General features: G+C 69.4%; 12 protein-coding genes. All 12 read right to left on the reverse strand.

The features are described from left to right. Positions 1–18: 18 nt before the first annotated feature. On the reverse strand, positions 19–1,029 hold the full coding sequence (hemB, locus tag PKD89_RS02910; RefSeq protein WP_425591223.1) for a porphobilinogen synthase: 1,011 nt from the start codon (positions 1,027–1,029) through the stop codon (positions 19–21). A 50-nt stretch (positions 1,030–1,079) separates the two neighbouring features. Then, the gene (locus PKD89_RS02915) at positions 1,080–1,721 is read right to left on the reverse strand and encodes an alpha-ketoglutarate-dependent dioxygenase AlkB family protein (protein WP_289011347.1); all 642 of its coding nucleotides are present in this window, start codon (positions 1,719–1,721) and stop codon (positions 1,080–1,082) included. A gap of 17 nt (positions 1,722–1,738) precedes the next feature. After that, a complete protein-coding gene (locus tag PKD89_RS02920; protein ID WP_287379926.1) occupies positions 1,739–3,649 on the reverse strand; it encodes an APC family permease in 1,911 nt (636 codons plus the stop codon). A 107-nt stretch (positions 3,650–3,756) separates the two neighbouring features. Next, a complete protein-coding gene (locus PKD89_RS02925) occupies positions 3,757–4,887 on the reverse strand; it encodes a cellulase family glycosylhydrolase (RefSeq protein WP_289011348.1) in 1,131 nt (376 codons plus the stop codon). 27 nt (positions 4,888–4,914) lie between these two features. Beyond that, positions 4,915–5,922 carry a polyprenyl synthetase family protein gene (locus PKD89_RS02930; protein WP_287379924.1) on the reverse strand — a complete coding sequence of 336 codons (1,008 nt, stop codon included), beginning with the start codon at positions 5,920–5,922 and terminating at the stop codon, positions 4,915–4,917. A gap of 108 nt (positions 5,923–6,030) precedes the next feature. Beyond that, positions 6,031–6,777: a polyprenyl diphosphate synthase gene (gene uppS / locus PKD89_RS02935; protein WP_287394067.1), complete on the reverse strand. Its 747-nt coding sequence runs from the start codon at positions 6,775–6,777 to the stop codon at positions 6,031–6,033. A 107-nt stretch (positions 6,778–6,884) separates the two neighbouring features. Further along, positions 6,885–7,754, reverse strand: coding sequence for a uroporphyrinogen-III synthase (locus PKD89_RS02940; protein ID WP_289011349.1), 870 nt, complete (start codon positions 7,752–7,754; stop codon positions 6,885–6,887). After that, entirely contained in the window at positions 7,751–8,644 is an 894-nt protein-coding gene (gene hemC / locus PKD89_RS02945; protein WP_287394064.1) for a hydroxymethylbilane synthase, read from the reverse strand. The genes PKD89_RS02940 and hemC overlap by 4 nt, the downstream gene beginning before the upstream one ends. Beyond that, the gene (gene hemA, locus PKD89_RS02950; protein ID WP_287394062.1) at positions 8,641–9,921 is read right to left on the reverse strand and encodes a glutamyl-tRNA reductase; all 1,281 of its coding nucleotides are present in this window, start codon (positions 9,919–9,921) and stop codon (positions 8,641–8,643) included. Before hemA ends, hemC begins: the two co-directional genes overlap by 4 nt. A gap of 60 nt (positions 9,922–9,981) precedes the next feature. After that, the gene (locus PKD89_RS02955; protein WP_287379919.1) at positions 9,982–10,764 is read right to left on the reverse strand and encodes a redox-sensing transcriptional repressor Rex; all 783 of its coding nucleotides are present in this window, start codon (positions 10,762–10,764) and stop codon (positions 9,982–9,984) included. A gap of 64 nt (positions 10,765–10,828) precedes the next feature. Then, the gene (locus tag PKD89_RS02960; protein ID WP_287394059.1) at positions 10,829–12,367 is read right to left on the reverse strand and encodes an AMP-binding protein; all 1,539 of its coding nucleotides are present in this window, start codon (positions 12,365–12,367) and stop codon (positions 10,829–10,831) included. Positions 12,368–12,679: 312 nt separating this feature from the next. Beyond that, positions 12,680–13,570: an SAM hydrolase/SAM-dependent halogenase family protein gene (locus PKD89_RS02965; RefSeq protein WP_287379917.1), complete on the reverse strand. Its 891-nt coding sequence runs from the start codon at positions 13,568–13,570 to the stop codon at positions 12,680–12,682. Between the last annotated feature and the right edge of the window lie 43 nt (positions 13,571–13,613).

Below are 13,613 nucleotides of genomic sequence, written 5' to 3' on the forward strand. Positions count from 1 at the left end.
CCGGTTCTTCGACGCGGCTCAACGCTGGGCGAACAGCTCGGCCACGCGGCGGGCAAAATAGGTGAGGATGAAGTCGGCGCCGGCGCGTCGGATGGCCAGCAGTTGTTCAAGCGCTGCGGCGTTCAGGTCGAGCCAGCCCCGCTCGGCGGCGGCGTGCAGCGCGGCGTACTCGCCCGACACCTGATAAGCGGCGAGGGGCACGTCGACCTGGTCCCGGACTCGGGCGATCACGTCCAGGTAGGTGAGGGCGGGCTTCACCATCACCATGTCGGCACCCTCGGCGATATCGAGGCGGATCTCCTCGGCGGCCTCCCGGGCGTTGGCCGGGTCCTGTTGGTAGCCCCGCCGATCGCCACCGTCTGCGATCGTCACGTCGACCGCATCCCGGAAGGGGCCATAGAAGGCCGAGGCGTACTTGGCCGAGTAGGCCAGGATGGCGACATCGGTCGCTCCGTCGCCGTCGAGCGCCTCCCTGATGGCTCGGACCTGGCCGTCCATCATGCCGGACGGGGCGACGACGTCCACCCCGGCGGCGGCCTGGGCGCTGGCCACCCGACGGTACAGATCGACGGTGGCGTCGTTGTCCACCCGACCAGCTTGATCGACCACCCCACAGTGCCCATGGTCGGTGTATTCGTCGAGGCACAGGTCGGCCATCACCACCATCGAGTCACCCACCTCGGCCTTCAGGTCGGCGATCGCCAGCTGCACGATGCCGTCGGGATCCCATGCGCCCGAACCGGTGGCATCCTTGCGCTCGGGCACCCCGAACAGGATCAACCCGGGGACGCCCAACTCGGCCAGGGCCACCGCCTCAGCCCGCAGCGAATCCCGGGTGTGCTGAACCACTCCCGGCAGGCTTTCGATCGGCCAAGGGGCTTCGATGCCCTCCCGCACGAACAACGGTGCGACGAGATCGTCCACGCCCAGCCGGGCCTCGGCAACCAGGCGGCGCATCACCGGTGTGGTGCGCATCCGGCGAGGGCGGCGGCCGGCGAGAGCGGGCGAGTCAATGTCCACGCCGACCATGGTACCGCCGCCTTCCCGGTCGCCGCCTCGGCCGCCAACGGTGGCCGGCGTCAGCCTGGTGGGCGGTCGTAGTTGTCGTCGTGGACATGGCGAAAGGTGAGCGACACCCGGGGGCCCACCGGACGACGCGTCTTGGGCACGCAGTGCTGCCACCGGTGCTGGCAGGCGCCACCCATCACCAACAAATCACCATGGCCGGCGGTCAGCGTGACCGGCGCCGGCCCGGCTGCGATCGGACGAAGCCGGAAGCTGCGACGCTCGCCGAGCACGACGATGGCGATCGTGGGGTGACGCACCTCACGACGGTTGCGATCGGCGTGCCAGGCGACCGAGTCGTCACCGTCGCGATAGAAGTTGGCCCCCATCGAGATGAATCGGCGCTCGTAGCGACGCTCGAGCACATCCCAGGCGGAGCTCAGCGACGGGTGCGGCAGCTCATCGCTCAGCCCCCACCAAGCGGTCAGGCGGGGTTCGGCGACCATGCGGTCGTACATGCGCACCCGGCGCTGACGCCATCGCACGGTGTCCAGCAACTCGGCCAGCAGCTCGTCGGCGCCGCTCATCCAGCCGGGCGCCACTTCAACCCACGACGACTCGTCCAGCGCCCGCCGTTCACAGGATGCGAAGCCCAGGTCGGCGGCCGGCGCACCGGTGTCGAACAACGTCAATTGGAGGGTTTGCCCCCCACTCACGAACATATGTTCGTACTCTACTCGTCCATGCCCTCCGTCGCAGCCGCATTTTCAGCGTTCTGCGATCTGATGCTCTTGGCGTGAACCGGGACGGTCACGACGACGGTGCGCGGGCGGGAGCGCAAGCGGCGGCTCAGCGCCAAGGCACTCTGGTTGTGCAACATGTTGTCCCACCAATGAGCCTCGACATAGTCCGGGATGATGACGGTGGTCACCCCGTTGTGGTCCCGCGACTCGATCTTCTCGATGTGGTTCAGCAGCGGGGCGGTCAGCTCCCGGTAGGGCGACGGGATCACCTCGAGTGGGAACCCCGGCCGACGCTTGTCCCACTCCCGTCGCACCCGCTCGGTGGCCACGGGATCGACCGACACGTGCACCGCATGGAGGTGGTCCGGCTTGAGCGAGCGGGCATAGGCCAGCGCATCGAGTGTGCCGCGATGGACGCCACCCACCAACAACACGACCGAGTTTCCCCCCACGTCGGGGCGGTAGCCCACCGGGGGGCGCAGGTCCTCGCCCACCCGCCGGTAGTGCTCGGAAACCATCCGGAACCCGAGCACCACCATGGGGATCATCACCACCGGGACCCACGCGCCGATCGTGAACTTGGAGACGACGACGACCGCGAGCACCACGGCGGTCATGACCGCTCCCACCCCGTTGACGACGGCCTTGCGTTTCCAGTTGGGCTCCTTCAGCTTCAGGTGGTGGCGCACCATGCCGGTTTGGGAGAGGGTGAACCCGGTGAAGACGCCCACCGCGTACAGCGGGATGAGGGCCGAGGTGTCCCCCCGAAACACGATGAGCAGCGCGATGGCCAGCCCGGCCAGCATCAGGATGCCGTTGGAGAAGACCAACCGATCGCCGCGGCTGACGAACTGGCGAGGTAGGAACCCATCTCGGGCCACGATCGATGCCAGCCGCGGGAAGTCGGCGAACGCGGTGTTGGCGGCCAGCACCAGGATGGCGAACGTCGCGAACTGGAGGATGAGATACGGGGGGGTTCCGTTGCCGAACACCGCACGTCCCAGGATGGACAGCAGCGTCTCGTCGGGCGTGATCGTCGGCTGCAGGCGGTGGGCCAACAGCGCGGTGCCGAAGAACCCGACCCCGAGGATGACCCCCATCCAGGTGAGCGTGGTGGCGGCATTGCGCGACTCCGGCTTCTTGAACGCCGGCACCCCGTTGGAGATCGCCTCGACACCGGTCAACGCCACCGCCCCGGACGAGAACGCCCGTAGCAACAGAAAGGGCGTGAGCATCCCCAGCGTGGAGCCGTTGTCGGTCAACTCGGCAAGCGCACCCACGTTGGGTGGGAGCGGGGCGAGGTTGCCGGTGTAGGAGCGGATCAGGCCGGCAGCGATCAGCGCACCGAGGGCCAGCATGTACATGAACGTCGGCCCGGCGAAGAGCCGGCCCGACTCGCGCAATCCCCGAAGGTTGCCGACCGCTATCAGGGCGACGAACCCGACACAGATCTCGACGCGGAACGCAAACAACGCCGGGTAGGCCGAGGTGATGGCGGCGACGCCGGCCGACACCGAGACGGCAGCGGTGAGCACGTAGTCGACCAGCAGCGACGCTCCGGCGACGAGGGCCGGGGTGACGCCCAGGTTCTCCCTGGACACCACATAGGAACCGCCGCCGTTGGGGTAAGCGTGGATCGTCTGGCGGTACGAGGAGATCACGACGACGAGCAACACGCACACGACGATGGCGATGGGGATGAGGTCCTCGAGGGCCGCCAGCGCCACGACCGGCACCAGCACCCGCAGGATCTCCTCCGAGGCATACGCGGTCGACGAGATCGCATCCGAGGCCAGCACCGCCAGCGCTGTCGGTTTGCCCAACCGTTCGCGGCTCTCTGCGAACGAGGGGATCGGGCGTCCGACGAGGCGCCGCTTCAGCTGAGCGTATGAACGAGGCATCGCGGTGCGACCTCAGGTTGTGAGAAGGATTAGCTCGCTGGTTCGAGGAGTCGATGGCCAGGGCGCTGAAAGGTCACCCTACGCCCGGCAGGGGCCCACCGGTCTGCCTATCCCCGTGGTTGCCGTGCGGTCAGCTCGCGGAACAACGCCACCTCAGCAGGGTCGTACGCGGTGCCGTCACCGTGCAGCAGGTCGTGAAACCAGGGTGCGCCCTCCGGGGTGGACCGAACCCAGGACGCCCACGGGAACCTGGTCTGGGTGCGGCCATCGACCAACCCCCAGCAGTAGGCGCTCACCCCGTGCCGTTGGAAGGTGGCCAGCTGGGACGCCGGCGACTTGGGCCGGGCGAGCCACTCGGTGCATACCAGCGGCCGACCCGACCGGGCCAGGCCCGCGATCGTCGCTTCGAGTGCGTCGTCGCCCACGTAGGCGTGAAAGGAGATGACGTCGGATCGCTCCAGCGCGATGCGAGCCACCCGCGAGGCCCGCTCGGGGTGCCGGTCGGGGAACAGGAACACCCCGACGGTGAGGGGCTGAACAGGATCGACGGCGGCGGCCCAGTCCCACACCTGGTCGAGCAGATCGGCGACCAACGCCGACTTACCCGCCGGGTCGCGTCCTGCCCAGGCCGGGTTGGGTGAATCAGGCTCGTTGAACAGGTCCCAGGCGATCACCCGATCGTCGTCGCCAAAGCGGCCCACCACCGCCTCGACGTAGGCCCGCAGAGATCGCCAGCGGCTCCGGTCGGCCAGCACGGTGGCCCCCGGCCCCTGCACCCAGGTGGAATTGTGCACGCCGGGGCGAGGGTGACGCTGCTCACCGGGCCGGGGATCGGGATCCCAGACGCCGTCGAAGAGCACGGGCATCACCGAAATGCCGTGACCGGCGGCCAGGTCGAGCACCCGATCGATGCGGTCAAGGAATGCGTCGCCCTCCAGCTCCCACATCAGGTCGTGGAGAAACAGGCGGATGCTGTTCATGCCCAGCGCTGCGGCCCATCCGAGCTCCCGGTCGATCGTGGCCGGATCGAACGTGTCCAGCTGCCACAGCTCGAGCTGGTTGGAGGCGGTCGAGGGGGTGAAGTTGCAGCCGACCAGCCAACCGGCGCAATCCGCCCATGCCTGCGAACGCTCGACACCCCAGCGGGCACGGCTTCTCAGCCTGGGGTGGCGACCGATACCCCGGGTGCGCAACGCTGCCCCGACGAACCCACCGATCATGCCCAGGTGGTTACCCACGGACCCTCCCCGTGCCGTCGAGCCGGCCTATCTCGACGGGGAGTAGCCGGCCCGGTCGAGCGCCCAAGCCAGGTAGTGATCGGGCAGCTTGGCCAAACCCTCGGCGGTCGGGGAATCGAAGCCGGCGAGCAGGTCGGCCGCCCGCCCGTTCCAGTCCCGAGCGGCGTCAAGGGCCAACCGCACCCCGTCGGAGCGACGCACCAGCTCGTTGGCCTCGGCCACCGCGGCATCGTCGGTTCGCCGCTCGAGCAGTTCGGCCAAGCGCTCGCCCTCGGGACCGTCGAGCGCGTAGATCACGGGAAGCGTAAACACGCCCTCACCGATGTCGTTCCCGGCGGGCTTGCCCAACTTCTCGCTGCTCGCCACCACATCCAGAACGTCGTCGACGATCTGAAAAGCCATCCCAAAGCCCTCACCGAACGCAGCCAGAGCGTCGACCTCCATCAGGCTCATTCCGGCCGCCTGGGCGCCCACCGTGGCCGAGCAACGCATCAGCGCCGCGGTCTTCCCCCGGATCGACGCCTCGTAGTCGGCGACACTGCGGTGCGGATCGCCCTGACGGGCGACCTCGCGACCTTGGCCGGCCGCCAAGTCGGCGATGGTCCGGGCCAGGCTGTGGGCCACCTCCTTCGACACCGACGCCGCCTGGATGCCGGCGACAGCCAGCAGATAATCGCCCACCAGGATCGCCCAGTTCAGCCCCTCGCGGGCGTTCACCGTCTCGACGCCCCGACGGGTTTTGGCATGGTCCATCAGGTCGTCGTGCACCAACGAGCCCACCTGCACCAATTCGACCGCAACACCGGCAGCGGTGACGTGATCGTTGGCGGGAGCGCCGCCCACCGCAGCCGCAGCGATCGTCAACGTCGGCCGCAGCCGCTTGCCGCCGCCGGTCACCACCCGAATGCCCGGCTCGACCAGCTCGTCGAGGGTCCCGTCCCGGCGAAGCACGTCGACCATCGTCGACTCGAGCGCATCGAGATCGGCGACCAGCGACGGCAGGGCCAGCAGCTCAGACAGCTCGTCAAGGTCCATGGGTCAGGAGCCTACGGTTGTTGCCGGGCGGCTCCCAGACCGCACCCAACCGTGTTCACAGCCAAGCGAGCGCTGCCGGTGTTCACGGCGACGCCGCACGTTGCTCGCTCACTCGGTGACCGCGGCACCCATCCGACGGCGGCGCGATTGGTACTCGGCCACCGCCGAGTACAGATGCCAGGCGCGGAAGTCGGGCCAGAGCGTTTCGGTGAACACGAACTCGGCGTAGCTGGCCTGCCACAGCAAGAAGTTGGACAGGCGGTGCTCGGCCGACGTCCGCACGACCAGGTCCACGTCCGGCATCTCGGGAAGATAGAGGCGGGCCTCCAGGTCGGCCTCGGTCATCGTCTGGGGATCGACGGCGTCAACCATCAACGTCCGGACAGCATCGATGATCTCGGCCCGGCCGCCGTAGTTGAACGCGATCACCAACTGAAGCTTGGAGTTGTGGGCGGTGCGGGCGGAGATGTCGTTGAGGTAGTCGCGCGACCGTTGCGGGATGCGTTCGTCATCGAGCCGACCGACGAAGCGGATGCGCACGCCGAGCTCACGAAGCTCCTCGACGCGGGTCTCGTGCAACAGCCACTCGGAGAAGTCCATCAGAAAGCTGATCTCGGCCGGATTGCGCCGCCAGTTCTCGGTGGAGAACGCGTACAGCGACAGCCATTCGACACCCAGGTTGAGGGCGCCGTGCACGGAGGAATAGACGGCGGCCTCGGCGGCGCGATGCCCTTCGGTGCGCTCGGTCTGGCGCATGAGTGCCCAGCGGCCGTTGCCATCCATGATCGCACCGACATGGCGCGGGATCTCACCGCTGAGAACCCGTTCCAGCTCGGGCTGCTCGATAATGCGCATAGCCCGGACGCTACCGGTTGGGCGTCACCCAACCACACACGCCCACAGCAGGCGGGCACCAAGGCACAACCGCACACCGTGGCGGCCCGAGCGCTGAAGGGGACGGGCTACGCCGGCCCGAGGCAGCCGATGAGGGCGGCGGTGAGGCCGGGAAGGGTGTGCGGGTCGGCCTCGGCGTCAACGTCCACCCCTAGATTCCGGGCGGTCGTGGCGCTGATTGGCCCGATGCATGCGACGACCGGAGGCATCGCATCGATGCCGAACCGTGACAGGAAGCCGGTCACAGTCGACGACGACGTGAAGGCGACCGCGTCCGCCTGGGCCACCTTGGCACCCAAGTCGGGGTCGGGCGGGGGCGTCACCGTGCGGTAGGCGGGGGCGTCGTCCACCGCCCACCCCCGAGCACTCAGGCCCTCGGGCAGCACGTCGCGACCCACCTCCGCTCGTGCCAACAGCAGCCGAGCCCCGGAGCCCGGCGGGTCGCCCAGCGCCTCGAGCAGGGACTCGGCGACCGCCCGGTCGGCCACGAGGTCGACGTCCAGGCCACCCTCGGACAACGCCGCCTCGGTGCCCGGTCCGATCGCCGCCAAAGCGATTCCGGCGGGCATCACGGCCCCGCCTGCGGGCAGCGAACCGCCGCGATTCGGCGCAACCTGGTCGCGATCAGTCGGTCGACCAACACCATTCGTCTGTGCATCGGCAGCGTCGAGCTCGGCGAGAAAGCGCCGAGCGCCGGTCGGAGAGGTCAACACGACGGTGGCGTAGTCCTCGAGGTGGCGCACCGCAGCAGCCAAGGCTGCGCCCCCGTCGCTCGGTGGTTCGGTGGCGATGCAGGGCGCAACGATCGTTGTCGCCCCAAGCGCCCCCAACGCCTCGCACAGCTCCTCGGCGGTCTCCGCCGACCGGGTGACGACGATGCTGCGGCCGTTCAGCGGCAGGGCAGCGTCCTGCGGCTCCCCCGGGCCGGAGCGGTTCACGACCGGCCGGTCGCCAGCAGCTTTCGGGCGAGCTCGAGCCCCAGCACGATGGGGCCATCGCCCGAGGCGTCGCCGGTGAGCTTCGCCCGGGCGGGACGGGCCCCACCGACGTCGAGCACCCCGATGATCGACAACGTCGATCCGTCGAGGGTGGCGTAGGCGCCTGCCGGCATGTAGCAGTCGCCGCCGAGCTCGGCCAGGAAGGAACGCTCGGCCTCGACACAGACCCGGGTCGGCCGGTCGTCGAGGTCGGCCAGCACCGCCAGCGTGGCGGCATCATCGGAGCGACATTCGACCGCCACCGCCCCCTGGCCCACCTGGGGGCAAAACATGGCGGGCGACAGCAGTTCGGCGGCCCGGTCCTCGATGCCCAGGCGCTCCAGGGCGGCCGCAGCGACGACGATGGCGTCCAGCTCACCAACCCGTCCCAGGCGCGTGGCAATGTTGCCCCGAAGGCCGACCACGTCGAGGTCGGGCCGCAGGTCGAGCAGCTGTGCCTTGCGTCGAGCCGACCCGGTGCCGACCTTGGCACCGGTGGGTAGGTCGATCATGCGGGAACCGGCCAACGCATCCCTGGGGTCGCCGCGCGGCAGAAGCGCGGCGATCACCAGGCCGTCGGGACCGGCCGCCGGGAGATCCTTCGCTGAGTGAACCGCCACGTCGGCCCGACCATCGAGCAGCGCGGCCTGCACCTCCTTGACGAACACGCCCTTGCCGCCGATGACCTCGAGGGGCACGTCGGTTCGTCGATCTCCCTCGGTCGACACCTCGACCAGCACGCTTCCCACCTCCGGGTGGGCCGCGCTGATCGCCTCGGCGGTTGCCTCAGCCTGCCAGCGGGCCAGCGGGCTCGCCCGCGTGGCCAGGCGGACGGGATCGGCAGCGCTCAAGGCAGGTCGAACAGGTCGTGAAGGGCCTCGGCGAGGCGATCGCCCCGGAGCGTTCCCGCCTGCTCCCGCAGCCGCACCGACGGCTGGTGCAGCCACTTGGCCAGCATGCCCTTGGTCAGCTGTTCCACCAGCGCCCGGGTGTCGTCGTCGAGGGCCTCGAGCTTGGACGCATGGCGGTCGAGTTCGAGCAGGCGAAGCTGTTCGGCCCGCGTTCGAACCGACGCGATGATCGGTCCGGCGGCTCGGGCGGTGGTGGCGTTGTGGTACCGCAGCACCTCGTCCTCGACGATGATCGTGGCCGAGGCCACCTCGTCGCGACGACGGTCCAGCCCGGCCTCGGTGCGGCGGGCGACGTCGTCCATGTCGAAGAGCCCCACCCCGTCCAGCTCGTCAACCGCCGGGTCGACGTCGCGGGGCATGGCGATGTCGACGATCACCAGCTCGGCTGCGGTCCGGGCCGCTCGGCGGTGGACCAGCGCCCCGGCGATCTGGCCGACGCCCAGGATGGTCTCGGTCGACGAGGTACCGCACAGCACCGCATCGGCGGTCGCCAGCTCGGCGGGCAGATCGACCAGGGCGCAGGCCCGGCCACCCACCTCGTCGGCCAGCTGCGCTCCCCGCGCTGCGGTGCGGTTGGCGACGACGACGAGCGACCCTGCCTGGGACAACGAACGGGCCATCGAGGTGGCCATCTTTCCGGCCCCCACCACGGCGACGGTCGCACCCTCAAGTGAGCCGTCGCCACCCAGGCGGTCGCGGGCGATCTCGATCGCTGCCTGGGCGACCGAGGCGGTGTGATGGGCGATCGACGTCTCGGTACGCACCCGCTTACCCGCGCCGAGGGCATGGCGGAAGGCCAGCTCGAGCGTCGGGCCAAGGGTGCCCTCCTCCTCGGCCATGCGCTGGGCCTGGCGCACTTGGCCCTGCACCTCCACCTCGCCGAGCACGGCCGAATCCAGCCCGGCCGCAACCGAAAACAGATGCTCGATCGCCTCCTCGTCCCAAAGGACGGTCAGGTGGGGCAGAAAACGGTCCGGGGCGACATCGGACAGGTCGACCAGCAGGTCGCGGAGGTCCTCGAACGCACCGTGAAAACGCTCAGCTTTGACGTAGATCTCGGTGCGGTTGCAGGTGGCGAGGACCACAGCCTCGGACACGTGGTCGCGCGCGGTCAGGGCCGCCAACAGCTTCGGGGTGTCGTCTGCGGTCACGGCAAACCGCTCAAACACCTCCAAGGGGAGGTCGCGGTGTGTGACTCCGATGAGCAACACTGACACGTTGCCGGCTCCTCACACTCCGGCGACGAGGCTCGCCGGAACCCCTCCAGCTTGGTCGGTTCAGGCCTCGCGCGCCAAGCGGGTGTCAGCGGACACGCCGAGGGAGGCCGCCGGACCGTCCAACGGGTTGCTGCCGGCGTCCGGGGGCGCCTCCGGGGACGACCCGGGGCGAGTTCGACCCTGGTAGAACGACAGCACCTGCAATTCGAGTGCCAGGTCGACGTTGCGCAACAACACCCAGTCGGGTACCGACAAGACGACCGGCGCAAAGTTGAGGATCGAGCTCACGCCGGCAGCGACCAGCTGGTCGGCGACATCCTGGGCGACGGTCGGGGGCGTCGTGATGATGCCGATGACGATGGCGCCCTCGGCGACCAAGCGGGGTAGATCGTCGTCGCTGTGGACCGCCACCGCGCCGATGTGGGTCCCCCACTTGTCGGCGTCGGCATCGACGATCGCCGCCACCGAGAAGCCCCGCCCGGCCCCCGCCAGATAGTTGACCAGCGCGGCGCCCAGGTTGCCCGCCCCCACGATGACGCAGGGCCAGTCCTGGGAGAGTCCGAGTTGCCGGCTCATCTCCATCATCAGCCGGGTGACGTCGTAGCCGACCCCGCGGATCCCATAGCTGCCCAGGAACGACAGGTCTTTGCGAACCTTGGCGGCGTTGACCCCGGCCAACTCGGCTAGACGGTCCGAGCTGATCGTCGATGCCCCGGCGTCGCGTTCGGCCACCACCGCCCTCAGGTAGACCGGCAGGCGTGCGACCGTCGCTCCGGGGATGGCGTCGCCGGTGCGAGCGGAGTGGAACTCTGGGCCGTGCCCGCCCGGGCGATCCTCGGTCATCACATGACCGTAACCACCTTGTTCGAGAATTCACAATGTCACCTCGAACGCTGCTCGCACTTGGTCAGTCGGTCGTGTGAGGCTTCCATTCGCCCACCTGCGCCGACGGCGGCTTGGGGAGCATGCGGCGCAGCACCTTGCCGCCGAGGTCCTGGGGGACCTCCTCGGTAAACCAGATCTTCTTGGGGCACTTGTACCGGGCCAGGCGGGTCTGGCTGTAGCGGATCACGCCCTCCTCCTCGAGCGACGCTCCGTCGCTGACCACCACGTAGGCAACGACCGATTCGCCCGTGCTCGGGTGGGGGACGCCGACGACGACGCAGTCGTCCACCTGGGGGTGCGTGCGGATGGCGTTCTCAACCTCGGCGGGGAACACGTTGAACCCCGACACGATGATCAAGTCCTTGCTGCGGTCGACCAGAAACACGTAGCCGTCGTCGTCGACGACCGCGATGTCGCCGGTGTGCAGCCAGCCGTCGCCGTCGAGCGCCTCGGCGGTGGCCTCGGGTTCGTCGAGGTAGCCGGAGAAGACGTTGGGACCCCGCACCAACAGTTCGCCGGGATCGCCAATCAGCACGTCCCCCCCATCGCGGTCGACCAGACGGACCTCCAGCCCGGGCACCGGGATGCCGACCGACCCGTGCGGGGCATCGGTGCCGTAGGAACTGCACACCACCGGGGCCGCCTCGGTGAGCCCGTAGCCCTCCCACAGCCGGATCCCGAAGCGCTCCTCGAACGCCCTGGAGACCTTCTCGGGCAGCCGGGCCGCCCCGGAGACTGCGATCCGGACCGAGGCGAACACGTCGGCGGGCAGGTCGGGCAGGTTGAGCCACGACGACCACATCGTCGGCGGACCGACCGCCACGGTCACCCCGTGCTTCTGCATCGACTCGAGCGCCAGCACCGGATCGAAGCGCTCGATCAGCAGCGTCGAGGCCCCGACCGAAAGGGACGAGGACAGCACCGAGTTGAGACCCATGATGTGGCTGAGCGGAGCGACCCCCAGGGTGACGTCATCGGCCCGCACCCGATCCTCGGCCGAGGCCTTCTGCTGTTCGATGTTCACCGACAGCGCAGCGTGGCTGAGGATGGCCGGCTTGGGCGACCCGGCGGTGCCCGACGTGAAGGCGAGCACGGCGGGGGCATCCCCGTCGAGCTCGACCCGGTCGGTGGGTTCACACTCGATCAGCTTCTCGAAGGTGGTGCCGCCCTCCGGGGTGAACCCGCACCCGATGACGAACTCGACGTCGTCGAGGGCACCTTCGGTGTTGGCGGTGACCAACGCCCGGGCCGACGGGCCGGCGATCAGCGCCCGAGCCTGCACCGCGTCGAGCTCCTCCTTCACGGCCAGCGCCGGCGTGGTCGGATCGATCGGCACCGCCACCATGCCGGCGCCGACCACCGCCAGGTAGCCGACGACGAAGTAGCGGTTGTTCGACGCGATGATCGCCACCCGGTCGCCTGGACACAGCCCGAGCTCGGTCAGGCCCGCCCTCAGCCCCCCGACCTGACGGCGCAGTACCCCATAGGTGGTCGGTCGGCCACGGCTCAGCACCGCTACGCGGTCGTCGTCGTGCCCGTCGATAATGCTGCCCAGGTTCACTCGTACCTCCCTCGGCCAGGCTAACCGCGGCGACCCGCTCCAGGCGCTGGGATCGGGAGCGACCTGTACGGTCCAGGGCAGATCATCCGCACGGGTCCTACCGAAACGGGCTCCTCACCCCTGACCGGCGGCCATCCAGAACTGAAATCCGGCCGCCCCCAGGATCACCAACAACAAAATTGCCACTGCGATCGTCGTTCCGGCTCTCATCGGTGTTGCCTTCCTGCATACGGGGTTCCTGAACACGGGGTTCCGGCACGCTGGGTTCCGGAACGCTGGGTTCTGAGAATGCCAGAGGCGCCAGCGAGCCGATCACCCATCGGTCGGCTCCGGAGCCGAGCGTTGCCCCAACGCTACCGGCGTTGTCACCCCGGGCTCGTCCGCGCCGGCTGCGAGGGTCACCTGATCCCCCGGGCTCACCCCGAGATCGTCGGCCGCCGAGGCACCGTCGGCCAGAAGCGACACCATGCCCAGGTGGTCGGTCCACCACCCGAGCCCGCGCTGTGCGTCGGTGCGTTCGACGACCAGCCGAGCCGTGCGCAGTGCCTCACCGACCGTGATCGACAACCGTTCACCGAACGCAGCCAGCTCCTCGGCCTCGACGTTCAGCTGCACATCGCCAAAGCGGTCGATGCTGAGCACCTCCGCCCCCAGCGAACCGTCCTCGGCCTCCTGGGCGAGCGGCACCAACCCGGGGCGCAGGGTCATCGGGTCGACCGGGGTGCCCAGCTGCTCCAGTGGGGTGCCGCCGACCAGCGCTGCCGCCACCGGCACGAGAACATCGCGGCCGGGATGGCTGCGCCCCGGGCTGGCCAGATGGTGCTCGTCTGCGTCGAGGATCACCGCCCGCTCGGCGCCGCCCACCATCGCCATCGCCGGCGCCAACAACCCGTTGTCCGGTCCGAGAAAATAGGCCTGGCCGCCGCTCAGCTCGATGGCGACCAGCCTGCCGCCAGCCGCCGACTCCGGTGCGACGAGGGCGATGACCACCCCCGGGGCCAACCACTGCACGCTTCGGGCCAGCCGCAGCGCCCCGCCGCGCACGTCCCGGGGGTCGATGTCGTGGGTGAGGTCGACCACCAGGGTCTGGGGCGCCAGCTGGGCGAGCACAGAGTGCATCACGCCGATCAACTCGTCGTCGTGACCCAGATCGGACATCAAGGTGATGACGGGGGCGGGTTCCGCTGCGGGGGTCGGGGCCATGCCCGCACGGTAGCGCCGCACCGCTGTCACCGAGCCCTCGGGG

Source organism: Candidatus Neomicrothrix sp., assembly GCF_035329545.1.
Taxonomy (GTDB): Bacteria; Actinomycetota; Acidimicrobiia; order Acidimicrobiales; family Microtrichaceae; genus Microthrix; species Microthrix subdominans.